This is a genomic window from Nonomuraea sp. NPDC049695 (genome assembly GCF_040674955.1).
GTDB lineage: Bacteria > Actinomycetota > Actinomycetes > Streptosporangiales > Streptosporangiaceae > Nonomuraea > Nonomuraea helvata.
This window is the reverse complement of record NZ_JBFANV010000044.1, coordinates 23,413-45,930: the sequence shown is the minus strand read 5'-3', so window position 1 is coordinate 45,930 and position 22,518 is coordinate 23,413. Positions and strand designations below refer to the sequence as shown.

Annotated in this window: 23 protein-coding genes; 9 read left to right on the top strand and 14 right to left on the bottom strand. The window is 69.7% G+C overall.

Translation table 11 applies throughout. The annotated features are described in order from the left end of the window. Positions 1-2: 2 nt before the first annotated feature. Together AB0J64_RS32080 and AB0J64_RS32075 are read right to left on the bottom strand one after the other, a co-directional pair. A complete protein-coding gene (locus tag AB0J64_RS32080; protein ID WP_364035106.1) occupies positions 3-2,219 on the bottom strand; it encodes a SpoIIE family protein phosphatase in 2,217 nt (738 codons plus the stop codon). Positions 2,220-2,342: 123 nt separating this feature from the next. Further along, positions 2,343-3,047, bottom strand: a complete 705-nt coding sequence (locus AB0J64_RS32075) for a metal-dependent transcriptional regulator (protein ID WP_364035103.1) — start codon at positions 3,045-3,047, stop codon at positions 2,343-2,345. A gap of 101 nt (positions 3,048-3,148) precedes the next feature. Between AB0J64_RS32075 and AB0J64_RS32070 the strand changes: the two genes are divergently transcribed. Further along, entirely contained in the window at positions 3,149-3,766 is a 618-nt protein-coding gene (locus tag AB0J64_RS32070) for a UdgX family uracil-DNA binding protein (protein WP_364035100.1), read from the top strand. Positions 3,767-3,786: 20 nt separating this feature from the next. On the opposite strand, the gene AB0J64_RS32065 is transcribed toward AB0J64_RS32070, so the two are convergent. Then, a complete protein-coding gene (locus AB0J64_RS32065) occupies positions 3,787-4,968 on the bottom strand; it encodes an MFS transporter (RefSeq protein ID WP_364035097.1) in 1,182 nt (393 codons plus the stop codon). Between the two features lie 64 nt (positions 4,969-5,032). Beyond that, positions 5,033-5,686 carry a pyridoxamine 5'-phosphate oxidase gene (pdxH, locus tag AB0J64_RS32060; protein ID WP_344997710.1) on the bottom strand — a complete coding sequence of 218 codons (654 nt, stop codon included), beginning with the start codon at positions 5,684-5,686 and terminating at the stop codon, positions 5,033-5,035. A gap of 183 nt (positions 5,687-5,869) precedes the next feature. On the opposite strand from pdxH, the gene AB0J64_RS32055 reads away from it, so the two are divergent. After that, positions 5,870-6,976 (top strand): citrate synthase 2, encoded by a 1,107-nt coding sequence (locus AB0J64_RS32055; protein WP_364035093.1) that lies wholly within the window; start codon positions 5,870-5,872, stop codon positions 6,974-6,976. A 19-nt stretch (positions 6,977-6,995) separates the two neighbouring features. Here the strand turns inward: AB0J64_RS32055 and AB0J64_RS32050 are convergent, their stop codons facing one another. Next, the gene (locus AB0J64_RS32050) at positions 6,996-9,608 is read right to left on the bottom strand and encodes a hypothetical protein (RefSeq protein ID WP_364035090.1); all 2,613 of its coding nucleotides are present in this window, start codon (positions 9,606-9,608) and stop codon (positions 6,996-6,998) included. A gap of 145 nt (positions 9,609-9,753) precedes the next feature. On the opposite strand from AB0J64_RS32050, the gene serC reads away from it, so the two are divergent. Together serC and AB0J64_RS32040 are read left to right on the top strand one after the other, a co-directional pair. Next, positions 9,754-10,866: a phosphoserine transaminase gene (serC, locus tag AB0J64_RS32045; RefSeq protein WP_364035087.1), complete on the top strand. Its 1,113-nt coding sequence runs from the start codon at positions 9,754-9,756 to the stop codon at positions 10,864-10,866. A gap of 131 nt (positions 10,867-10,997) precedes the next feature. Beyond that, a complete protein-coding gene (locus tag AB0J64_RS32040) occupies positions 10,998-11,606 on the top strand; it encodes a TIGR00645 family protein (RefSeq protein ID WP_364035226.1) in 609 nt (202 codons plus the stop codon). Here the strand turns inward: AB0J64_RS32040 and AB0J64_RS32035 are convergent, their stop codons facing one another. The 8 genes from AB0J64_RS32035 to AB0J64_RS32000 form a co-directional block, all read right to left on the bottom strand. Continuing rightward, positions 11,607-12,227 (bottom strand): rhomboid family intramembrane serine protease, encoded by a 621-nt coding sequence (locus tag AB0J64_RS32035; protein ID WP_364035084.1) that lies wholly within the window; start codon positions 12,225-12,227, stop codon positions 11,607-11,609. It lies immediately after the preceding gene. 153 nt (positions 12,228-12,380) lie between these two features. Further along, entirely contained in the window at positions 12,381-13,145 is a 765-nt protein-coding gene (locus AB0J64_RS32030) for a crotonase/enoyl-CoA hydratase family protein (protein ID WP_364035081.1), read from the bottom strand. A 7-nt stretch (positions 13,146-13,152) separates the two neighbouring features. Then, on the bottom strand, positions 13,153-13,926 hold the full coding sequence (locus AB0J64_RS32025; protein ID WP_364035078.1) for an SDR family NAD(P)-dependent oxidoreductase: 774 nt from the start codon (positions 13,924-13,926) through the stop codon (positions 13,153-13,155). A gap of 49 nt (positions 13,927-13,975) precedes the next feature. Beyond that, positions 13,976-14,314 carry an STAS domain-containing protein gene (locus AB0J64_RS32020; protein ID WP_051112646.1) on the bottom strand — a complete coding sequence of 113 codons (339 nt, stop codon included), beginning with the start codon at positions 14,312-14,314 and terminating at the stop codon, positions 13,976-13,978. Positions 14,315-14,409: 95 nt separating this feature from the next. After that, positions 14,410-15,159: an ABC transporter ATP-binding protein gene (locus tag AB0J64_RS32015; protein WP_364035075.1), complete on the bottom strand. Its 750-nt coding sequence runs from the start codon at positions 15,157-15,159 to the stop codon at positions 14,410-14,412. Next, entirely contained in the window at positions 15,141-15,896 is a 756-nt protein-coding gene (gene cbiQ / locus AB0J64_RS32010) for a cobalt ECF transporter T component CbiQ (protein ID WP_364035072.1), read from the bottom strand. The genes AB0J64_RS32015 and cbiQ overlap by 19 nt, the downstream gene beginning before the upstream one ends. A 3-nt stretch (positions 15,897-15,899) precedes the next feature. Further along, a complete protein-coding gene (locus tag AB0J64_RS32005) occupies positions 15,900-16,901 on the bottom strand; it encodes an energy-coupling factor ABC transporter permease (protein ID WP_364035069.1) in 1,002 nt (333 codons plus the stop codon). Between the two features lie 71 nt (positions 16,902-16,972). Beyond that, a complete protein-coding gene (locus AB0J64_RS32000; protein ID WP_364035066.1) occupies positions 16,973-18,751 on the bottom strand; it encodes a glycosyltransferase family 2 protein in 1,779 nt (592 codons plus the stop codon). A gap of 353 nt (positions 18,752-19,104) precedes the next feature. On the opposite strand from AB0J64_RS32000, the gene AB0J64_RS31995 reads away from it, so the two are divergent. From AB0J64_RS31995 to AB0J64_RS31980, 4 genes are read left to right on the top strand one after another with little or no spacing between them, the layout of a single operon-like run. Continuing rightward, complete coding sequence (locus AB0J64_RS31995) at positions 19,105-19,446, top strand: hypothetical protein (protein WP_364035063.1); 342 nt, start codon at positions 19,105-19,107, stop codon at positions 19,444-19,446. Positions 19,447-19,464: 18 nt separating this feature from the next. Then, positions 19,465-19,830 carry a ClpX C4-type zinc finger protein gene (locus AB0J64_RS31990; protein ID WP_364035060.1) on the top strand — a complete coding sequence of 122 codons (366 nt, stop codon included), beginning with the start codon at positions 19,465-19,467 and terminating at the stop codon, positions 19,828-19,830. A 51-nt stretch (positions 19,831-19,881) separates the two neighbouring features. Then, complete coding sequence (locus AB0J64_RS31985) at positions 19,882-20,028, top strand: hypothetical protein (protein WP_364035057.1); 147 nt, start codon at positions 19,882-19,884, stop codon at positions 20,026-20,028. 34 nt (positions 20,029-20,062) lie between these two features. Further along, entirely contained in the window at positions 20,063-21,007 is a 945-nt protein-coding gene (locus AB0J64_RS31980) for a D-2-hydroxyacid dehydrogenase family protein (protein WP_364035054.1), read from the top strand. A 92-nt stretch (positions 21,008-21,099) separates the two neighbouring features. Here AB0J64_RS31980 and AB0J64_RS31975 read toward each other — a convergent pair whose 3' ends face one another. Then, positions 21,100-21,666 carry a CGNR zinc finger domain-containing protein gene (locus tag AB0J64_RS31975; RefSeq protein ID WP_364035051.1) on the bottom strand — a complete coding sequence of 189 codons (567 nt, stop codon included), beginning with the start codon at positions 21,664-21,666 and terminating at the stop codon, positions 21,100-21,102. A 72-nt stretch (positions 21,667-21,738) separates the two neighbouring features. Here AB0J64_RS31975 and AB0J64_RS31970 point away from each other — a divergent pair, with 72 nt between their 5' ends. After that, positions 21,739-22,497, top strand: coding sequence for a methyltransferase domain-containing protein (locus AB0J64_RS31970; RefSeq protein WP_364035048.1), 759 nt, complete (start codon positions 21,739-21,741; stop codon positions 22,495-22,497). Positions 22,498-22,518: the final 21 nt, after the last annotated feature.

The following is a 22,518-nucleotide window of genomic DNA, read 5'->3' as shown; positions in this document are numbered from 1 at the left end:
ACTCACCTGCCGCGTGTGGGAATCTCGAACCAGACGGCTTTGCCTTCCCTGGTGGGACGCGATCCCCAGCGTCTGGCCAGCTGGTCGACGAGGTAGAGGCCGCGCCCGCCCTCGTCGTTCTCCCCCGCGCTGCGGATGCGCGGCAGGCGCAGGTCCTGGTCGAAGACCTCGACCCAGACCGACTCCTCGCCTCTGCGCAGCCTCAGCGTGAACTCCTTGTCGCCGACCACCTCGTCCTCGAAGCCCGGCACGTCCCAGGACTCCTCGAACGGCAGCGGCGGCCCCTCCACGACCAGCTCCCTGCGCGGGATGCTGGCGGTGGCCGCGTGGAGCACGACGTTGGTCACGACCTCGGAGACGAGCAGGCAGGCCAGCTCGGCCCGCTCCTCGGGGACGTTCCAGCTCGAGAACGCCTCCGATGCCATGCGGCGCGCCTCCCCCACCATGATCGGCTGGGCGGGGAACGTGCGCTCCTCGACGGCGAGGTCGACGTCGCTGGAGCGGACGACCAGGATCGCCATGTCGTCGTCGATCTCGCCCGGCACGGCCACCGTGGCGGCGTCGGCGATGCGCTCGACCTCGGCGCCGGACATCTTGGCGAGCTCTTCGCAGAGCACGCCGAGCGTCTCCTCCTCGCTCGGCGGCCGGCCGTCGCGGCCCGGGCGGCGGTCGACCAGGCCGTCGGTGTAGAGCAGCAGCGCGGCGCCCGGCGGGAGGGTGCGCGTCTCCTCCTTGTAGACCAGGTCGGCGTGCAGGCCCTTGGCCCGGACGCCGAGCGGCTGGCCGACCTCTTCGATGTCGAGCTCGACGCACTGCCCGTCGACCAGCAGCAGCGGCGGGGCGTGGCCCGCGTTGGCGAACGACAGCTGGCGCGACCAGGCGTCGTAGACCAGGTACTGGCAGGTCACGATGGGCGGGATGCTGACCTCGGCGCCGTTGTCGTCGTGCTCGGGCGTGGCGATGATGCGGGTCCACTCGTCGAGCCTGGCCAGGATGTCGGCCGGCGACTTGTCGTCCTGGGCGAAGGCCCGCAGCGCCGCCCTGAGCTGGCCCATGATGGCCGCCGCCTTGGCGCCCCTGCCCTCGACGTCGCCGATCACGATGCCGACCCGGCCGGCCGAGAGCGGGATCACGTCGTACCAGTCGCCGCCGACCTGGGTCTGGATGCCCTGCCCGTGGGAGGCCAGCGGGGCCGCCGGGTAGTAGCGCACCGCGATGTCCAGGCCGTCGAGCTGCGGCAGCGCCCGGGGCAGCAGGTATTTCTGGAACGACTCCGCCGTGTGGCGCTCCTCCTCGAACAGCAGCGCGTTGTCGATGGCGAGCGCGACCCTGGTGGCGATGGCGCCCACGAAGTCACGGTCGAAGGCGTCGTAGTGGGGGCTGCGCCGGTCGGTGAGGTTGGACAGGCCGAGGTACATCAGCCCGAGCGTCTCGCCGCGCACCAGCAGCGGAGCGACGATGGCGGAGGTCATGCCGATCTCGCCGCACAGCCGCGCGCTGCCCTCGCTGGGGGCCGGGTAGCTGTTGGAGGAGAAGCTCTCGACCAGGATCGTCTCCTGGCGGCGCAGCGCCGTGTCCGCGTAGTGGCCGGCGGGGTAGCGGATCTCCGCGCCCACCGGCTTCCATGTGCCCGACGGCGGCGCCCACCCCTGCACGTGCTGCGAGACCCGGCGAACGAGCCTGTCGCCTTCCATCAGCTCGATGAAGCAGTGGTCGGCGAACTGCGGGACCAGCATCTCGGCGACCCGCTTGAGCGTCTCCTCGACGTAGAGGGAGCCCGCCAGCCGCTCGCCGATGCGCTCGAGCAGGCCGAACCGGTCTTTCTCCCGCTCGTTGCTGCGCAGCGCCTCGCGGGCCATGATCACGATGCCGGTCACCGAGCCCGAGGGGTGGCGCAGCGGCACGGCCTGGGCGCGTACGTAGACGATGGTGCCGTCGCCGCGCCGGACGTCGAACGTGCCCTCCCACACGCCGCCCTTGAGCACGTGCTTGGCCAGGTCGATGGCGAGCGGGTGGTCCTTCTCCAGAATCCCGAGGGACAGGAGGGGGATGTCACGTGACGGCGACTTACGGCCGAAGAGCTTCTCGGCGAACGGGTTCCAGTAGAGGAGATTGCTGAAACGGTCGGTGACGACCACGGCCATCTCGGTGTGGTCAAGCACAGATCCGGCATCAAGGTGGTCAGCCGTTTCCTGCGACAGATCCCCCCAACGGTTCATCCGGAGACCACTCCTCGGGGTGGCATGCACGCAAAGCGGACCACGGGCGCTCCTGCAACAGTCTTGGCCAGGGGAGAGTGGAGGGCCTCCCAGGAGGGATTCAACCAAGCAGCCGCGCGCGCGTCAGCGCTTGGAGACAAATACGTGCGCAGCGACATCGCGCGGAAGCTCCGCGGGAGTGTCGTTCGCGTCACCGTCACCTGTCACCCGCACACCGTCGTCGCTCGCCGCGAGCGTCACCTCGCGTCCGGGTTGTATCCCAACTTGCTTGAGTTTAAGCATCACAGCAGGATCGCTTTGCACTTGTTCGCTAATTCGCCGCACGACGACGGGTGTGTCTCTCGGGCCTGCCAGCTCCGACATCGAGGCCAGCACGTTGGCGCCGCCCTCGGCGACCTCCTTGGCGCCCAGCTCGCCCAGCCCAGGGATGGGGTTGCCGTGGGGGCAGACCGTGGGGTTGTCGAGCAGCGTCACCAGGCGCGACTCGACCGACTCCGACATGACGTGCTCCCAGCGGCACGCCTCGATGTGCACCTCTTCCCACGGAAGGCCGATCACCTGGGTCAGCAGGCACTCGGCGAGCCGGTGCTTGCGCATCACCCGCGTGGCCAGCGTGCGGCCCAGGTCGGTCATCGACAGGTGCCGGTCGCCCTCGACGCGGACGAGGCCGTCGCGCTCCATGCGGGCGACCGTCTGGCTCACGGTGGGCCCGCTCTGCTGCAGCCGCTCCGCGATGCGGGCGCGAAGGGGGACGATGCCCTCCTCTTCGAGCTCGTAAATCGTGCGGAGGTACATCTCCGTGGTGTCGATCAGGCCGTGTGCGGTCAAGGCAGTCCTCCCAAGTAAATGGTACGCCGGTCGGGGTGGGACTGAGCCCGTCCGCAGCGGGCACAGGAGTCACAGGAACCCTATTGGGAGAACGACCGACGATGGATAAGGACGGCAACAAAGGGGCGGCCGAGTTCCTTCCCGACCGGCTCGATCTCGACTCTCTTCGCCACGCGGCGGCCGGCTGCGAGGGCTGCGGTCTTTACCGGAACGCCACGCAGACCGTGTTCGGCGAGGGTCCGAAGGAGGCCAGGTTCATGCTCGTGGGCGAGGTGCCCGGGGACCAGGAGGACCGGCAGGGACACCCGTTCGTGGGCCCGGCGGGACGGCTTCTCGACAAGGGGCTGGAGGAGGCGGGCATCGAGCGCGACGACGTGTACGTCACCAACGCGGTCAAGCATTTCTCCTTCACGCTGCGCGGCAAGCGGCGCATCCACCAGAAGCCGACGGCCGCCGAGATCACCGCCTGCCACCCGTGGCTCGACGCCGAGCTGGCCGTGGTGCGGCCGGAGGTGATCGTGGTGCTCGGGGCGACGGCGGCCAGGTCGCTGCTGGGGCGGGAGTTCCGGGTGACCCAGCGGCGGGGCGAGCCGGTGCCGCTCGGGGACGCGCTCGCCGTGGCCACCGTGCACCCGTCGGCCGTGCTGCGCGCCCCCGACAGGGACCTCGCGTACAAGGGCTTCCTGGCCGACCTGAGGGTGGCGGCCACCCTGGCGTGACGCCGAGGGGCCTCGTACCGCTAGCGGGCCCGGTAGTTACGGAAGCCGGCCACCGAGAGGCCGACGGCCAGCACCACGACGGCGCAGGCGATGCCGCCGCCCACCCAGGCTCCGGTCAGCCCCAGCGCGGTCGCCGTGGCCCCGGCCCGCAGGTCGCCGAGGCGCGGCCCGCCGGCCACGACCACCATGAACGCCCCCTGCAGCCGCCCCCGCATCTCGTCGGGCGCGTACAGCTGCAGGATGGACTGGCGCCACACCGACGAGATCACGTCCGCCACGCCGCCCACGGCCATGAACGCCAGAACCAGCCAGAGCTCGTGCGCGAGCCCCGCGGCGGCCACGGCCAGGCCCCAGACGGCGATGACCACGACGAGCGCCACACCCTGCCGAGAGACCCGGCCCACCCAGCCGGAGAACAGCGCCCCGGCGACCGAGCCGAAGGCCATGGCGGAGGTCATCAGGCCGAGCGCCAGGCTGGAGCCGCCGAACCGCTCGGCGGTCAGCTCGGGGTAGAGCGCGCGAGGCATGGCGAACACCATCGCGATGATGTCCACCACGAACGACATCAGCAGCACCGGGCTGCTGACGATGAAGCTGAGCCCCTCGAGCACCGCCCGGGCACCCGGACGTGTCACCTCGCCCAGTGGGGGCAGTGAGGGCAATCTGAGCGCCGCGTAGAGGCTGCCGGTGAAGAGCAGGGCGTCCAGCGCGTACGCCGCCGCGTACCCGCCGGCGGTCAGCGCGACCGCGCCGATCATCGGGCCCACCACCGCGCCCATGCTGAAGACGAGCGAGTTGAGCGCGTTGGCCGCGGGCACCAGCTCCTTGTCCAGGAGCCTGGGGATGATCGCGCCCCTGGTCGGGCTGGTGATCGCGAAGCCGGTGGCGTTCACGGCGACCGCGGCGAAGATCAGGTAGATGTTCCCCAGGTTGAGCAGCGCCTGGGCGAGGATGAGCAGCGTCGCCGCCCAGGCGATGAACGAGCCGATGATGAGCAGCTTGCGCCGGTCCACCGCGTCGGCGACCGCCCCGCCCCACAGGCCGAAGACGATCAGCGGGATCAGGTTGGCCATGCCCAGCAGCCCGACGTAGAACGACGAGTGGGTGAGCTGCCAGACCTGCTGTCCGACCGCGACGACGGTCGCCGCGACGCCGACGTGCGAAACGGACTGGCCAAGCCAGAGCCGCCGATAGTCACGCACACCCAGCGGACGCGTATCTACCAGATGTCGCTTAACCAGCTCCGCAATTGCCACTCGAAGCACATTAAGGCGCAAGCCTTTCCAGGGCCCAGCCGGGTCTCGTACGCCGGTAACGGAGCCGGTCATGCATCCGGTCGAGCTGTCCCTGCCAGAACTCCACCTCGATCGGATGGACCCGGAAACCGCCCCAGAAGTCGGGCACCGGCGGATCCTCCGGCCAGCGGGCCGCCAGCTCCGCGTAGCGGTCGTCCAGCTCCTCCCTGGAGCGCACGACCGCCGACTGACGCGACGCCCAGGCCCCGATGCGCGAGCCGTAGGGGCGGGAGTTGTAGTACGCGGCCGACTCCTCGTGGGAGATCCGCGTCACAGTCCCCTCGACGCGTATCTGGCGCCGGATCGGGTGCCAGGGGAAGAGCAGCGACGCCCGGGCGTTCTCGCCCAGATCGCGGCCCTTGCGCGACTCATAGTTGGTGTAGAAGACGAAGCCGCGTTCGTCATAGCCCTTCAGCAGGACCGTCCTGGCGCTGGGCCGGCCGCCGGCGGAGGCGGTGGCCAGGACCATGGCGTTGGGTTCTGGCAGGCCGGCGTCGAGCGCGTCCTGGAACCACATGGTGAATTGCTCTATCGGGTCGGACGCGAGGTCGGATTCGAGCAGCGGCTCGCCCTCGTACGTACGGCGAAGCCCCGCCAGCACGGGCGGGCGCGGGGTGGCATCCACGAGACGGTATTCTTGCGCGCTTGTGTGGTAGATCCCATGCACCCCCCTCACCAGCGGGTTTGGCCTTACAGCGGGTCCGGAGACCGAGCACCACCTGGGAAGGGGTTAAATTGACCCGCCGGTATCTCGACATCAAGGCATCGCATTGCCGAAACATGGCAAGGGAAAGGGAGGCGGCCGAGTATGTCCGACTTCAAACCCGGACTCGAAGGCGTCGTAGCTTTCGAGACCGAGATCGCGGAACCGGACAAAGAAGGGGGCGCCCTTCGATACCGGGGCGTCGACATTGAGGAACTGGTCGGCCGTGTCCCGTTCGGGGCTGTCTGGGGCCTGCTGGTCGACAACACGTTCCAGCCGGGCCTGCCCCCGGCGGAGCCGTACCCCATCCCTGTCCACTCCGGTGACATCCGCGTAGACGTACAGAGCGCGCTGGCCATGCTCGCTCCCGCCTACGGCTTCAAGCCCCTGCTCGACATCAGCGACGAGGAGGCCCGCGACCAGCTCGCCCGCGCCTCCGTCATGGCTCTCTCGTTCGTCGCGCAGTCCGCGCGCGGCCTCGGCCTGCCCATGGTGCCGCAGAGCCGGGTCGACGAGGCCAAGACCATCGTCGAGCGCTTCATGATCCGCTGGCGCGGTGAGCCTGACCCGAGGCACGTCAAGGCCATCGACGCTTACTGGACCTCCGCGGCCGAGCACGGCATGAACGCCTCGACGTTCACCGCCCGAGTCATCGCCTCCACCGGGGCCGACGTGGCCGCCGCGCTCTCAGGCGCCGTCGGCGCCATGTCGGGCCCGCTGCACGGCGGCGCCCCGGCCCGCGTCCTGCACATGATCGAGGGCGTCGAGCAGCTCGGCGATGCCAAGAAGTACGTCCAGAGCGAGCTCGACAAGGGCAACAGGCTCATGGGCTTCGGGCACCGCGTCTACCGCGCAGAGGACCCGCGTGCCCGCGTGCTCCGCCGCACCGCCAAGGAGCTCGACGCGCCCCGCTACGAGGTCGCCGCGGCGCTGGAGCAGGCCGCGCTGGAGGAGCTGCACGCGCGCAAGCCCGACCGCGTGCTGGCCACGAACGTGGAGTACTGGGCGGCCGTGGTGCTGGACTTCGCCGAGGTGCCGTCGCACATGTTCACCTCGATGTTCACCTGCGCCCGCACGGCCGGCTGGGCCGCGCACATCCTGGAGCAGAAGCGCACGGGCCGGCTCGTCCGGCCGAGCGCCAACTACGTCGGCCCCGCCTCGCGTCCCCTGAGCGACGTGCCCGGCGCCGCCGAGGTCACCGGCAAGTTCTGACGGGATCGGCCCCGGCGCGTCAGCCGAACGAGCACTTCACCTCGAGTTCGGCGGTCCCCGGGGCCTTTTCGTCGACCGTGCAGCCGCCCTGCGACACCACGCCGTTCGCGGAGGAACCCGCGGCGGGGTCCGTGGAGAACAGCCAGAGCCCGCGCGGGAGCGCGGAGTGCGACTCCGCGTCCTCCGAGAAGTAGAACTTCCCGCTCGCGCCCTGGATGAGGCCGTCCACACCGAGCCCACGCAGGTTGTACGCGACGCTCTCCGCGATGTTGACCGATTCGTCGACGTCCGATGCCTTGATCTTGTTGAGCGCCGAGGTGACGGCCAGCAGCGCGTCGTAGCCCAGCCACGCGTGCACGCGCGACACGCCCTTCGCCCTGGCGCTCTCGATCCAGCTCTCGATCTCCGTCTGGGTACGGTTGGCGCCCTGCCCCTGCCGCATGTCGTTGAGCGCGACGAACGAGATCGCCGGCTTGTTGGTGAAGTCCTCCCTGCCCAGCAGCTCCACCAGCTTCTCGGTGACGTCGTCGCCCGCCAGGATCTGCACGTTGTCCGGGCACTGGTGCTCGCGGGTGTCGGCGACGGTGTTCAGGTAGGTCGCCCTGCCGGTGTAGAGCAGCACCTCCGCGTGCTCCTGGCAGGCCAGCTGGACCTTGTCGGCCAGCTCGTCCTGGTTGGCGAACCGGTAGGGCTTGGCGGACCCGTACGGGCCCTTGGCCAGCCCCTCCGCGAGGTCCTCGCTGTAGAGCTCGTGGTCGTCCGCGTCGCTCTCGACCAGGACGGCGACCCGCCGCGGATCGACCGGCTTCCTGCCGGGCAGCCCGTGCGCGAGCCACATCTCGAACGCCCGCGCCTGCGCGGAGTTGGGCGCCGCCATGCGGAAGAAGTACGGCGAGGGACGGTCGTTGTAGACCAGCGGCGTCTTGTCGGCCGAATTCGTGGTGCTGAGCATCGGGATGTGCGTGTCGCCGAGCACCCGGATGGCGTCCTGCGTCTCGGTCCTGCTCCACGCGAGCCCGATCACCCCGGCCACGTCCGGGTCGCCGGCCGCGCGCTGCCTGATCATATCGGCGGCGAACTTGGCATAGCGGAAGGACTGCCCGGCGTTGGCCAGCTCCACCTTGATCTGCCAGCTGCCGAGCCGGTTGTAGGCTCCCTGGCGGGCCGCGATGCCGGACAGTTCGCCGGCCGAGCCGCCCACCTGGTCATCGCCCGGATGCGACGTGGTGAGCGGGCCGAGATAGAAGATCGTGATGACCCGCTGTCTCGTGTCGATGTCCTCGTTCTGCTGCTTGATGCGTTCGAGGATGGGGAGCAGGACCGGGTGCGGGGCGATCTCGGCGAGATTGTCGCCCAGGCCGACGCACTGCTGTTCCGCCCGCATCATGCCGGGGCCGCAGCCGAACCAGTTGCTGCCGTAGACGGCCAGCGGCGGGGCGAGCAGCAGCGCCAGCATCGCGAGCCAGTAGCCGACCGCACGGACCCTGACCTTGCCCAGTCGAGGCCGGTAGGGCTCGGTCAGCCTCAGCTTGTCGGAGGCGAGAGGCAGCCGCGGCTCCGGGCCGCGCAGGGCCACGCGCGAGCGCCAGAGCTTGACGTCGTCGGCGACGGTCCGGGGCTGCTCACCGGCCCGCGTCCGACCCGGCTGTCCGGTCAGCCCCGGCTGCCCCGGGTCCTCGGCGATCACCAGCAGCGGCGGCACGATGCCCGTGTCGTGCAGGACCTCTTGATAGACCTCCAGGAACCGCGCGTGACACTGGTCGGCCGTGTTGAGCACCAGCAGCGCGTACAGTCCGCGCCCCCAGCTCGGCCACGGGATCCGCGGCCACTTGCGGTACGCCTGGCGCAGGTCCTCCAGCATCGCGTAGACCAGCAGCAGCTCGATCCTCGGCTCCGGCGCGTTCATCAGCTGCAGCGCGTAGGCCTGGCGGCTGTCGCCGACCTTGCGCCGTAAGTCCTCGTACCGGTGGCGGCGGAACCACCGGGAGAAGGCCGAGCCGCGGATGTAGCGCACGGCCTGCAGCCCGATCGCGCCGGCGCCCAGCAGCAGCGCGAGCAGGCCGGGCGCCAGCGGGATCAGATCGGTGATCCCGGCGTCCAGCCACCAGGCGAGCACGGTGGCGACCGGCACGAAGAAGACCGCGGCCCGCACCAGGAAGTCGCCGGCCGCCCACCGCTTGCGGCTGTCGGCCTTCAGGCTGGGGCGCACCCCGAACCTGGCGCTGAAGCGCTGTTTGAGCTCCTCCTGCCCGTGACGCGAGTCGGGGACCGGCGGCCACCGCTCCCCCTGCGGCCACTGCTCCGGCCTGCGCTCCTTGGCGCGCTGCGCCCAGGCCCACAGCACGAACTCCGTCAGCGGGAAGCGTGGCGCGGGCAGCAGGGTGTTCCTGACCCTGTTGCCGCCGAGAGCGCCCTTGGGACCGGCCAGCCCGTCCACGAGGTTCGCCAGTGATCTGTGCGCGCCTTCGACCGGCCTCGCGTACGGCAGGCGCCCGTTGAAACGCTCGGCCAGCTGCCCGGCCCTGCCGGCGGGCGCTCCGGTGATGACCAGCACGGGCAGCGGGAGGTCCCGCCAGAAGGGCCGCAGCAGCAGGCCCTCCACCACCTCGCGCGAATCCCGTTCAGTGGGCATGGACCACCGCCGCTCTCACATACGAACATGGCAGATCCCCCGGCCCTTTCCATTCTGCGGCATGGACGATCTTTTGGTTGTGGGGTTCTTCTCAGATTCCCGCCCCGGTCCCGGACCATCCGCGCGAACTCAGTACCCTGGTCACGTGGCTGACATCGTGATTCCCGCTGACATCAAGCCCGCCGACGGCCGATTCGGCTGCGGGCCCTCGAAGGTGCGCACCGAGCAACTGGCCGCGCTCGCCGCCTCCGGCGCGAGCCTCATGGGCACCTCCCACCGCCAGAAGCCGGTCAAGAACCTGGTCGGCCGCGTACGATCCGGCCTCGCCGACCTGTTCTCGCTCCCCGAGGGCTACCAGGTCGTGCTGGGCAACGGCGGCACCACCGCGTTCTGGGACATCGCCGCCTTCGGGCTGATCCGCGACAAGTCGCAGCACCTGTCGTTCGGCGAGTTCTCCTCGAAGTTCGCCGCGGTCACCAAGAAGGCCCCGTGGCTGTCCGAGCCCAGCGTCATCAAGTCCGAGGTCGGCACCTACCCCGACGCCGTGGCCGAGGAGGGTGTGGACGCGTACGCGCTCACCCACAACGAGACCTCGACCGGCGTCGCGATGCCGATCAAGCGCGTGGGCTCCGGCGACTCCCTCGTCCTCGTCGACGCCACCTCCGGCGCCGGCGGCCTGCCCGTCGACATCACCGAGACGGACGTCTACTACTTCGCCCCGCAGAAGAGCTTCGCCTCCGACGGCGGTCTGTGGATCGCGATCATGTCGCCGCGCGCCCTGGCCAGGGTCGAGGAGATCGCCGCGACCGGCCGCTACGTGCCGGAGTTCTTCAGCCTGCCGGTCGCCATCGACAACTCCGCCAAGGACCAGACCTACAACACGCCGGCCGTGGCCACGCTGTTCCTGCTGGCCGACCAGCTCGACTGGATGAACTCCCAGGGCGGCCTGGCCTGGACCACCGCCCGCACGGCCGAGTCCAGCCAGCGCCTCTACACGTGGGCCGAGAAGTCGTCGTACGCCACGCCGTTCGCCGCTCCGGAGTTCCGCTCCCAGGTGGTCGGCACGATCGACTTCTCCGACTCCGTCGACGCCGCGGCCGTGGCCAAGGTGCTGCGCGCCAACGGCATCGTCGACACCGAGCCCTACCGCAAGCTGGGCCGCAACCAGCTGCGCATCGCGATGTTCCCGGCCATCGACCCGGCCGACATCGAGGCGCTCACGGGCTGCGTCGACTACGTGGTCGAGCGCCTCGGCTGAGCCGACCGGCGCGACGGCTCCTCCAGGAGCCTTCTCGACGCTCTGCGCGAATCCGGCCGGCATCGGCATCCCGCCGTTGCCGGCCGCTCCGTCACGCCCGGCTCGAATAGCTAGGAAACTTCTTGTCCGACATGCTCAGACCCGGCCAGAGGACCACCCGGCCGAAGAGCCTCGGCTATCTGATGTTCGCCAGCCGATGGCTCCAGGTCCCCCTTTACCTGGGCCTCATCGTCGCCCAGGCGGTGTACGTGTGGCAGTTCGCCCTGGAGCTCTGGCACCTGATCGAGACGGTGCTCCTCCACTCCGCGCCGGTCCCTGAGAACGCGCCCTCCTCCGAGGTCGTGGTCATGCTCACCGTCCTGGGGCTCATCGACGTGGTGATGATCTCCAACCTGCTGATCATGGTGATCATCGGCGGCTACGAGACCTTCGTCTCCCGCATCAAGCTCGAGGACCATCCCGACGAGCCGGAGTGGCTCTCCCACGTCAACGCGAACGTGCTGAAGGTCAAGCTCGCCACGGCGATCATCGGCATCTCGTCGGTGCACCTGCTGCAGACGTTCATCAGGGCCCAGACGACGTCCAACGACAAGATCATGTGGCAGACGATCATGCATCTGGCGTTCGTGGCCTCGGCCATCGGCCTCGCCTACATCGACCGCCTGCTGTCCTCCTCGCCCGCGGAGCACACGCGGGCGCATTCGCCGGCCGGCACGCGTCCTGACCAGTACGCGTCCTGACTAGTACGCCGGGATCTCGCGCTTGCGCCGCAGCACCCAGCCGGCCACCACGCCGCCGATGAGCCCGAACAGGTGGCCCTGCCAGGAGATGCCCTGCTGGTTGGGGAGCAGCCCCGCCAGGATCCCCCAGTACGCGAACCCCACGCCGATGGCGATGGCGATGTCCAGCAGCCTGCGGTCGAACAGGCCGCGGGCCAGGATGAAGCCGAAGTAGCCGAAGACCAGGCCGCTCGCGCCGACCGTGTAGACGCCGGGGCTGGTCAGCCAGGTGCCGAGACCGCCGATGAGGATGATCAGCACGCTGGCCCACAGGAACTTGCGCAGGTCGCGGAGCCCGGCCAGGAAGCCCAGGATCAGCAGGGGCAGCGAGTTGGCCATGAGGTGGCCGAATCCGCCGTGCAGGAACGGGGCGAACAGGATGCCGATCAGGCCGTCGGGCTCCCACCCGATGATGCCGAACTCGCGGTCGAGCGCGCCGTTGAGGAAGTAGTCGACGCCCTCGACGACCCACATGACGGCGAGCATGGCGATCACGACGGCGAGGGCGCTCAACGCACCGGAAAGGAGAGCACCGGCGCCGCGCTTGGCCGACTCGAACCTGGAACCCGAATAGTCCCTCATGCGCCTCTCCTGGTACGTTGCTTTCCCTTTCTTTACCGTAGCCAGGAAGGCTTATGCGCGCGCTAAAGGCGCTCTCGTCGCGCCGCACGTCGCCGGGGCCGCGCGAGACCTCTCAGTGATCGGGGAGGGCACCGGCGGGGCGCCCTCCCCATGTCATTCGCCCTTCCACCGAGGCGGGCGCTTCTCGGCGAAGGCGGCCGCGCCCTCCATGGCGTCCTTGGAGCCGAAGACCGGCCCGACGATCGCGCTCTGCTTGGCGAACATCTCCTCCAGCGACCAGTCCGCGGACTCGATGATCACCTTCTTCGTGGCGGCGAGGGCCAGTGGCGCGTTGCCGGCGATCTTCCGCGCCAGCTCCAGCGCCCCCTCGAGCGCCTCTCCCGGCGGCGTGATCCGGTTCACCAGCCCCAGCTCGTACAGGCGCGAGGCCGGGTAGTGGTCGCCGGTCAGGGCGATCTCCATGGCCATGTGGTACGGGATCCGGCGCGGCAGCCGCATGATGCCGCCAGCGCCCGCCACAAGCCCGCGCTTGGGCTCCGGCAGGCCGAACGTGGCCTCCGACGACGCCACGACGACGTCGCACGACAGCGCCAGCTCGAACCCGCCCGCGAGCGCGTACCCCTCCACGGCGGCCACCAGCGGCTTCTTCGGCGGCGACTCGGTCAGCCCGCCGAAGCCGCGCCCCTCGACCACCGGGAAGTCGCCGGACAGGAAGCCCTTGAGGTCCATGCCCGCGGAGAAGGTGCCGCCGGCGCCGGTCAGGACATAAGCGGAAATGTCGGGACGAGCGTCCAGCGTGTCCAGCGCCTCGGCGATCCCCCGCGCCACCGCCCCATTCACAGCATTACGCGCTTTGGGGCGATTTATCGTGATGATGGCGACGTTCTCGGACTCCTCGACGAGCACTTCGTCAGACAACGAGACCTCACTTGGGCTGGAAGCGGATGCCGCCGTCGAAGCGGACGACCTCGGCGTTCATGTAGTCGTTCTCGATCAGCGACCGGACCAGGTGCGCGAACTCGTCGGGCCGCCCCATGCGCTTGGGGAAGACCACCGGCGCCACCAGCTTGGCCTTGAACTCGTCCGCGTTGGCCGAGAAGCCGTAGATCGGGGTGTCGATGATGCCCGGGCAGATCGTGTTCACCCGCACGCCGATCGCGGCCAGATCGCGCGCCGCGGGCACCGTCATGCCCACGATGCCGCCCTTGGAGGCCGAGTACGCGAGCTGCCCCGTCTGGCCCTCGAGCGCGGCCACGGACGCCGTGTTGATCACCACGCCCCGCTGACCGTCGGCGTCGGCCGGCTCGGTCTTGGCGATCGCGGCGGCGGCGATGCGCATGAGGTTGAACGTGCCGATCAGGTTGACCTCGATGACCTTGCGGTAGGTCGCCGGGTTGTGCGGGCTGCCGTCGCGGTTGACCGTACGCTCGGCCCAGCCGATGCCGGCGCTGTTGACCACCACGCGCAGCGGCTTGCCGGTGGCCACGGCGGCGTCCACGGCCGCCTGCACCTGGTCGTCGTCCGACACGTCGGTCCTGACGTACACCCCGCCGATCTCGTCGGCGACCGTCTTGCCGCGCTCCTCGTTGAGGTCGGCGACGACCACGGTGGCGCCCACGCGGGCCAGCTCGCGGGCCGTGGCCTCGCCGAGGCCGCTGGCGCCGCCGGAGATGATTGCTGCAGATCCGTTCACGTCCATATCCCGGACCCTAACCCGCAGACCGAATGAAGTTCTACTCGGGGTGCGGTCAAATCTCGCCCACGGCACTGTCCACGTCGGAGTAGACCTTGATCCGCCGGTCGAGCCCGGTCGTGCGCAGAATGCGCGCCACGGGCGCCTGGGGCGCCGCCAGGGACACGCCTCCGCCCTCTCCGGTCGCCAGCCGCCAGGCCTCGATCAGCACCGACAGACCGCTGGAATCCATGAACGACAACTGCTGCAGGTCGAGCACGAGCTTGGCGCCGTCCTGCTTGATGGCGTCACGCACCTCGTCCCGCAGGAACGGTGCGGTGAACAGGTCGAGCTCGCCCTCAACGGCCACCACCACGGCATCGCCAAGAGCGTGTCGCGCAAGCCGCAGCTTCATTTGGCCCCTCCTCGATGAGCCACTGTACTTCGACATCCCCGGATACCGGGCACGCACAAACTACGAAGATGCGGACGAGGTGCCGTAAATAGGCCTCATACCGCGGGGATGGCGAAGCCGTACGGAAGCTCCAACCGGTGCTCTGCCAGCAGTTCTGTGTCGGAGAGCAGCTCTCGCGTGGGGCCGTCGGCGGCGATCACGCCTCCGGAGAGGATCAGCGAGCGTTCGCACAATTCCAGCGCGTACGGAAGGTCGTGCGTGACCATGAGCACCGTCACGTCGAGCGAGCGCAGGATCTCGGCCAGCTCCCTGCGGGCGGCCGGGTCCAGGTTGGACGAGGGCTCGTCGAGCACCAGGATCTCCGGCGACATGGCGAGCACCGTCGCCACCGCCACCCGGCGACGCTGGCCGAACGACAGGTGGTGCGGCGGCCGGTCGGCGAACTCCAGCATGCCGACCCGCTCCAGCGCGTCCTTGACGACGCGGTCGAGGTCCTCGCCGCGCACGCCCGCGTTGGCCGGGCCGAAGGCGACGTCGTCCCTGACCGTGGGCATGAAGAGCTGGTCGTCCGGATCCTGGAAGACCAGGCCGACGCGCTGCCTGACCTCCTTGAGCGTGTCCTTGCGCACCGGGGTGCCGGCCACGGTGACGCTTCCGTGCCCCGCGGTGAGAATCCCGTTGAGGTGCATGACGAGGGTGGTCTTGCCGGCGCCGTTCGGGCCGAGCAGGGCCACGCGCTCGCCGCGGGCGATCGACAGGTCCACGCCGAACAGCGCCTGCGTGCCGTCGGGATAGGCGTAGGCGAGCTGCCGTACTTCGAGAGAGTTCACCAGGAGAGTCCCCATACTGCGAGGGCCGTGGCCGGGAGGGCGAGGGCGAGGGCCCATTGGCCTGCGGATGCTGAAAAATCTTGAATAATCGGCATCTGTCCTGAGTATCCCCGACTGAGCATCGCGAGATGTACGCGCTCACCCCGCTCGTACGACCGGATGAACAGCGCCCCGGCGGACCGGGCGATCACCGGGATGTGCCGGAAATTTCGCGCTTCGAACCCCCGGGACTCCCGGGCTACCCGCATCCGCCGCATCTCATCCATGATCACGTCCATGTACCTCAGCATGAACATGGCGATCTGCACCAGCAGGCTCGGCAGCCGGAGCCGCTGTGCCCCGACGAGGATCACCCGCGGCTCGGTGGTGGCCGCGAGCAGGATGGAGGCGATCACGCCGAGCGTGGCCTTGACCAGGATGTTCCACCCCGCCCAGAGGCCGGGCACGCTCAGGGAGACCCCCAGGACGCTGGTCCGCTCCCCCATCCCGACGATCGGGATGAGGAACGCGAACAGCACGAAGGGCACCTCGATCACCATCCGCCGCAGGACGTATGTCACCGGCACCTTCGCCACCACCGCCACGGCCCCCAGCAGCGCGGCGTAGACCGCGAAGGCCCAGAACCGCTCCCGCGGCGTGGCCACCACGACGATCGCGAAGGCGAAGACGGCCAGCAGCTTGCACTGCGGCGGCAGCCGGTGCACCACCGAGGCGCCCGGCAGGTAGAGCTGGTGATGGTGCCCCGCGCCCATGGATCAGGCCTCGACCTTGGTACGGCTGCGCGCGGCGTAGGCCACGGCACCGGCGATGATCAGCACGAGCCCGACGCCGACGACGCCGGCCACGCCGACGGGGATGCCGCCCACCTCGCCGTAGTCGGCCAGCCCCCACGTCACCACGTGGTCGCTCGCCTGCGAGAGGAAGCCCTTGTTCTCCGCAACCGCCTCCAGCCCGTCGGGCGAGGACGAGGCGAAGAACGACACGACCCCGGCCAGCACCAGCGTCAGGCCGACCCCGCCGAGCAGGAACGGCCTGAGCCTGCCGGGCGCGGCAACGACGGGCTCCTGCTCGTCGACGACGGTGCTCGCGCCCTCCGCGCCGCGCAGGACCAGGGGCCTGGCCAGGCCGCGGGCGCCGTACACGAGGTCGGGCCTGACCGCGAGCACCGCGCCGACCGTCAGCGCGGTGATCAGCGCCTCGCCGATCCCGATCAGCACGTGGACGCCGCCCATGGCCGCCGCCACCGCGCCCACCTGGATCGGCGCGGTCCCGCCGATCCAGAACAGCAGCGAGAACACCAGCGCGGAGGAGGGCACCGAGACCAGCGCCCCCAGGAAGGCCGCCACCACGACCTTGCCTCTGGACAGCCTCATGACCAGCCGGAAGATCGCCCACCCGATCAGCACGGTGACGATGCCCATGATCGTGATGTTGATCCCGAGCGCGGTGAGCCCGCCGTCGGCGAAGAACACCCCCTGCACGAGCAGGACCACGGCCATGCACAACACGCCCGTATAGGGCCCGACGAGTATCGCCGCCAGTGCCCCGCCCAGCAGGTGTCCGCTGGTGCCGGCGGCGACGGGGAAGTTGAGCATCTGGACGGCGAAGATGAAGGCCGCGACGAGCCCGGCCATGGGGGCGGTCCTGTCGTCGAGTTCGCGCCGCGCCCCGCGTAGACAGACCGCGACACCGGCTGCGGCCACGACTCCGGCCGAGACGGATGTCGCCGCATTGAAGAAGCCATCGGGTACGTGCACGGCCAACCTCCTGCAAGAGCCAAACGGTCCCTACTTTAGGACATCGTCTTGCACCTGCACATAGATGGCAATTAGCGCATGATCCTTCTGATGATCGTCCGCGCCGTCAGCCGCCGCACCACCGTGCTCAGCCGCCCCTTCCCCGAGGTCGCGTACGGCCGCACGGTCCTGAGCACGGCCGCGCCCCACCACCTGCGCGGCGCCGCGACCGTCTCGGCGTCGGTCTCGATCCTGAACCGCGCGGGCGGCCCGCCCAGATCGAGCTCCAGGTACGCGTCCCAGGTCCCGGGCGGCAGCCAGCCGATCGCGACCCTGGCCGCGAAGCCGCCGCCCGGCAGCGCCAGCACGCCCTCGGTCCGCTCGCGTCCGGTGCGCCGCTCGCGCCAGACGATCTGCTTGACCGCCGAGACCGCCGGGGCGGTGCCGACGACGCTGACCTCACCGTCGATGAGCAGCCGGTGCCCCAGCCCCCATCTCGTCCTGATGAGGCGCACCGTGCCCGGCACCGCGACCACGTGGCCTCCGACGTCGATGCTGAGGTTGCCGTTGTCCCTGGTGAAGTAGGGCAGGGCCACCACGCCGTCGATCAGCCGGGACGGCGGGAGGGCGAGGCCGCTGTCGCGTTCGGCCCCGAGCCTGCCGAACCGCACCACGCCCTCGAGCTCGACCGCCACCCGCAGGTCCCAGATCCCCGAGGCGAGCGCGGAGACGTCCACCCGCACGGTGAACTCGCCCCCCTTCCGCTCGGCCGGGATGACGATCTCGGCGGCCGGGTCGTGCCGCGCGCGCAGCACCACGGCCAGGCCGTCGTCACTGCTGATGCCGTCCAGTCGGGCGGAGCCCGTCACCACCAGGCGGTCGCCGTCCCAGCGCAGCCCGGTCAGCCTGCGCCGCACGGTGGCGTTCTCGATGCGGGCCAGGCGTACCAGGCGGTCGATGTCCCCGAGCGCGGTCGCCCGCTGCCGGTCGATGCTGTTGAGCAGCTCGTGCACCCCGGGCGTGTACCACTCGTCGCAGAGGGCGGCCACCTCCCTGGCGATGTCCTTGCGACGCACGTCGTCGCTCTCCAGGAACACCGCCCCGAGCTGCGCGAACGCGTCGAGCCTGAAGTGCCTGCGGAGCAGGTGGTCGCGGAGCGGGCCGGGCTCGACGTGCTCGGCCATGAGCCGGATCGGCCGCCTGATCATGGCCAGCCAGGCCAGCGGGTCCCTGCTGCCCTTCTGCTGCATGATGCTGCTGCCGTCGGGCCTGGACACGAGGTGGTAGCAGTCGTAGTCGGCCACCACGGAGATGACCCCGGCGTGGCAGTAGGCGTGGACGGCGAACATGATGTCCTCGCCGACGAGCATGCCCTCGCCGAACCTGATGCGGTGGCGTTCGAGCATCTCCCGCCTGAACAGCTTGAAGCAGCACAGGCTGTTGTAGACGTTGCTGTCGCCGAGGCCCACGCGGTCGGCGCTCTGCTGGAACATCGAGACCGGCGCGCGCCGGCCGTGGCCCACGATCTTGCCGAGGACGATGTCGGAGCCGTTCCTGTCGGCCATGGCGACCATGCGCTCCAGCGCCTCGGGGCCGAGGTGGTCGTCCGCGTCGCAGAAGAACACGTACCGGCCGGTGGCGTGCTCGATGCCGACGTTGCGCGGCCGGCCCGCGCCGCCGCTGCACTCGATGTGGACGACCTTGACGCTGTCCTTGTGGTACGTGGCGTAGAGGTCGAGCAGCTCGCCGCTGCCGTCCGTGGAGCCGTCGTCAACGACGACGATCTCCTTCTTCACGCGCTGCACGAGCGCGGAGGTGAGGCATCTGTCGAGGTATGCCCGGCAGTTGTGCGCGGGGATGACGACGCTCACGTCAACCGCGTCGTCTTCGTTCCCCGTTGCCGACATCGCCACCACCGCCGCCTGAGTCACGTTCCGCTGATGTTCGGTCTCAGTATGTGACCGCGACCGGTCTTCATGGGGGCGGATCGGGCGTCTTCATCCCCGGCTTTTGCCGAGAGCGGAGATTTACGGCATTCCACTAATAGCCGCTGAAGTACCTCATTTGGCCTGGACCGAACGAGTTTCAGGGACGAGGTTTTCCTACTGGGGAATAGAAAACCTTCCACCAGGATCATTGAGATACCTCCGCACGTCGGCGGGTGATCCGCCTCCGAGAGTCGCGCGTCTACAGTTAGGCATCCTTGACCGGGAGGTGGCGGTAAATGAGATCGGATCTCCGCAGGCGGGCGGCGCACGAGTCGCCCGAGCACTCTGCCGAGTTCATCGCCTCGGCGGCTCGACTGGAAGAGCTGCACGAGTGCTCCGCACTGCTTCGCCGTACGAGGATGCGGGCCGAAGAGATCGTGGACGAGGCGCGTGCCCTACTGGCGGAGGCCGAGCAGCGCGGCGAGACCGACCGTGTTCTGGAGCTGCGCCTCCAACTGGAGCAGGCGCGCGGGCTGTACCGCAAGGTGCTGCACGCGTACGTGACGATCTGCCACAAAATCACCGAGGAACGCCAGGAGATCTTGCGGGAGCACATGGGGTTGTCAGGAGCAGCCTGACGGTAGTAGCGTCAGGCCATGCCTGACTGGAAGGAAAAGATCCGCTGCTCTTTCTGCCACAAGAAGAGCACGGAGGTGACCAAGATGGTTGCCGGTCCTGGTGTGCACATTTGCGACCAATGCATAGGGCTGTGCAATGAAATCCTCGAAGGGGAAAAACTTGCCTCCTCCACCGAGCCCCGGCTCCCGATGTGGGAGTCGATGACCGAAGAGCAGATACTCGAGCACCTCCCGAAAATCGCCGCCGTGCAAGCACAGGTGGACGACAATCTGCGCGACTGGGTGGCGCACCTGCGCACCAGGGACGTCAGCTGGGAACGCATCGGCACCTCGCTCGGCATGACGCGGCAGTCCGCGTGGGAACGTTTCAGGACCGAGACCTGATCCGTGAACCGTTGTGGCGCGTGGGACGTCCTATAGCCAGGGAGGCCCAACATGCGCGCGCTCGACGGTCTCGCGGCGCCTGATCTCCAGGAGCTCCAACTGGAGCTGCTGCTGATCCTGGCGCTGCATGAAGAGGCGGAAAAACGGGCTCCAGCTCCCCGGGACGCGCCCGGGGAGCTGGAGCAGGGGGACGGGTAAGAGCGCTTGCCGGACACCTCATAGGATTCCGGCCATGCTGCGTTGCGCCGTGCTGGACGACTATCAGGGAGTGGCTCTCGGCCTGGCCGACTGGTCCAGAGTGCGGGCGCAGAGCTTCCGCGGCCACTTCACCGACCGGGACGAGCTCGTGGCCGCCCTCCACGACTACGAGATCGTGGTCGCCATGCGGGAGCGCACGCCGTTCCCGGCCGAGGTGCTCGACCGGTTGCCCAACCTCCGGCTGCTCATCACCACGGGCATGCGTAACGCCGCCATCGACCTGGACGCGGCGCGGGCGCGCGGCGTCACGGTCTGCGGCACGGGCAGCGGCTCGGCCCCGCCGGTCGAGCTGACCTGGGCGCTGATCCTCGGCCTCAGCCGCCACCTGGTGTCGGAGTCGACGGCCCTGCGCGCGGGCGGCCCCTGGCAGAGCACACTGGGCACGGACCTGCACGGCCGCACGCTCGGGCTGCTGGGGCTCGGCAAGATCGGGTCCAGGATGGCGGAGATCGGCCGGGCGTTCGGCATGGACGTCGTGGCGTGGAGCCAGAACCTGACCCGGGAGCGTACGGACGCCCTCGGGGTGCGGCTCGCCCCGGGCAAGGACGCGCTGCTGGCCGAGGCCGACATCGTCTCCGTCCACCTCGTGCTGAGCGAACGGACGCGGGGACTCATCGGCGAGCGGGAGCTGTCGCTGATGCGGCCGGACGCGTACCTGGTGAACACCTCGCGGGCCGCGATCGTCGACCAGGAGGCGCTGGCGGCGGCGTTGCAGGCGGGGCGGATCGCGGGGGCGGGGCTGGACGTGTTCGAGACCGAGCCGCTGCCCGCCGGCCACGAGCTGCGCACGCTGCCCAACGTGCTGGCCACGCCGCACCTGGGTTACGTGACGGAGCTGAACTACCGCACGTACTTCCGCGAGGCGGTCGAGGACATCGACGCCTTCCTCGCCGGCGCCCCCGTCCGCCGCCTGGCCTGACCTCAGACCCGCTCCTGGCCCCGGCGTGACCTCAGGCCCTGCTCCTGGCCCCGGCGCGACCTGCAGGCCCTACTCCTGGCCCTGGCGTGGCCTCAGGCCCTGCTCCTGGCCCGGAAGGCGGCCGTCTTGACGCGGTTCTGGCAGGCCGTGGAGCAGAACCTGCGGGTACCGTTGCGTGACACGTCCACGTAGACGCGGTCGCAGTGCGGCGCCGTACAGACTCCCAGGCGGTCGCTGAACTCGCTGCCCAGCACGATCGCGAGCCCGGTGGCGCAGCTCGCCCCCCACTCGCCCGCCAGGGTGCCGCCGCGGCCGTGGAAGTGCAGGTGCCACGGCTCGCCGTCGTGCCGCTGGAGCATGGGTCTGGCGTGGGTCTCGTCCAGCAGCGCGTTCACCTGACCTGCCGCGGCGTCGATGTCGCCGGCGGCCACGGCGGCGAAGACCGTCCGCAGGCGGGCGGCCACCTCGGCCAGCTCGGCGCCCTCCGGCTCGGCGATCTGGCGGTGGTCCGGATAGACGGTACGCAGGCCCTCGGTGGCGGCGGCGCCCGGCCTCTCGGGCGCCGGATGGTCGCGCCCCCGACTCTCACCTGGGGTGAGCGCGTTGACGAGCGCCACCGCTGCTCTGACCACTCCATCGGCGTGACTGTTGAAATCCACTTGACCGGTTACACCTTCGTGTTTTAGCTTGTGACTGCCCAAAGCTTAGACGACAGTTACAAGGAGCCGTACATGCTCACTCACGATGCCGCATTGACGTGGATGGCGCGCTGGGACCGTCAGCAGGAGGGCTACCTGCCGGATCGCGAGGAGCGGTTCACCGCCCTGATCGACGCCGTGGAGGCGCTGGGACGGCCGGATCCGGTGGTGATCGACCTGGGCTGCGGCCCCGGCTCCCTGTCCGCCCGGCTGCTCGACCGCCTCCCGGAGGCGAGGGTGATCGCGGTGGACGCCGACCCGCTGCTGATCGGGCTCGGGCGTGCCGCGTACCCGCAGCTCACGTTCGTCTCCGCGGACCTTCGTACCGGCGGGTGGACGGATCTGCTCGGGCTGGACGGGCCCGCCGACGCCGCGATCAGCACGACGGCGCTGCACTGGATCTCCGCCGCCGACCTCAAGGGCATGTACGGCGAGGTCGCGTCCGTGCTGCGACGAGGCGGGCTGCTGCTCAACGGCGACCACCTGGACACCGACGACGCCACCCCGGCCCTCGCCCGCCTGGAGCACGCCGTTCACGACAGGGAGACGGAGCGGAGGTTCGGGGCGAACCCGCCGGAGGACTGGCGGGCCTGGTGGGACGCGGTCCAGGCGGACCCCGCCTTCGCCGAGCTCAATGAGGAGCGGCGCACCACGGCCGGGGCCTCCCACAACGGCTCCGAGTCCCGGCTGTTGTCGGAGCACGTCCAGGCGCTCCGGGAGGCCGGCTTCTCGGAGATCGGCACGCTCTGGCAGCGGGGCAACAACCGCCTGCTGTGCGCCGTACGAGGCTGACCTCTATACAGTCAACCAAGC